This window comes from Carboxydocella sp. ULO1 (assembly GCF_002049255.1).
In the GTDB taxonomy this organism is placed as follows: Bacteria; Bacillota.
In genome coordinates, this window is the sequence record NZ_BDLQ01000051.1 from 1 (window position 1) to 1,025 (window position 1,025).

At 44.1% G+C, this 1,025-nt stretch carries 3 protein-coding genes; all 3 read left to right on the forward strand.

The features are described 5' to 3' along the window. The coding region (locus ULO1_RS07985; protein ID WP_376738158.1) for a hypothetical protein at nt 1-457 on the forward strand (457 nt) is incomplete at its 5' end. Then, nucleotides 450-707: a hypothetical protein gene (locus ULO1_RS07990; RefSeq protein WP_143325433.1), complete on the forward strand. Its 258-nt coding sequence runs from the start codon at nt 450-452 to the stop codon at nt 705-707. The genes ULO1_RS07985 and ULO1_RS07990, both read left to right, overlap by 8 nt. Further along, nucleotides 707-1,025: DUF2634 domain-containing protein (locus ULO1_RS07995; protein ID WP_079933349.1), on the forward strand; the 319-nt coding region annotated here is incomplete at its 3' end. The genes ULO1_RS07990 and ULO1_RS07995, both read left to right, overlap by 1 nt.

Sequence of the window (1,025 nt, forward strand, 5' to 3'; positions counted from 1 at the left end):
GAGCAAGCAAGGAAAGATAGATGTAATCAGGCCGGGGCAAAATACCCCGGTTTATTGTTTTACCTCTGATACTAACGTAAACAGTATTAATGACCATTGGGATATTGAAGATCTGGTAACACGAGTTAAGGTTATCGGGGCTGAAAACAAGGAAGGTCGGGCTCCTGTTGTTGTAAAAATTGACGGGAAGACAGAGTTTGGAGTACTGCAAGAAGTCATCTATCGAAGCCAGTACGATAGCCTATCTGCTGCCAAAAGTGCTGCTCAGGATATTTTAAAAGAACGAGGGCAACCAAAAAAGCAGCGAAAAATCACTGCTCCGGACCTGCCTTTTTTGCGTAAGGGTGATAAGGTTAAGATTGTGGCCGGTACACTGAACGGCTATTACATTGTTTCAAGCGTATCTCATGATGCTACCAACCGGACTATGGTAATGGAGGTGGAGGATGTTGGCTAGTGGAGTAAGCAAGCTGGCGCAGGTGATAGCAGAAAGGATAGCCAGTCAAACGCAGCGACCAGATGTATTGGAATTGGGAACAATTCAGCCAGACATGAGTCTGAAAATTGACAGGTTTGCGGTACCAATACCGGTTGGAGAATATCTGCTGTGTACCGGGTTGACTTTACAAATAGGTGACCGTGTTCTGATTGGGTGGGTTAACGATTACACTGACCCGGTAGTAATTTCAAAGGTGGTGAGCAGCTAATGCAAAATTTATTTCCTACCTTTGAAATGCCGGAATTAGTAGAACAGGAAACAGAATCAGCTCCAAACTATGGTAAAAGCTGGCTTTTCGATTTTGAAAAAGGAGAATTTGTATTAGATGGTGCGGGTCGTGTGGTTGAAACAGATGAACATACTGCTTGGGTACAGTGGTGTATTAAAACGGTGCTTACTGAACGGTTTGCCTACTTAATCTATAGTACCGACTACGGTACAGAAATTGAGCAAGCTTTAAGCCAGAAGACAAGGAGAACTTTAGAAGCAGAGCTGGAACGGGCAATAACCGAATCACTGCTGGCTG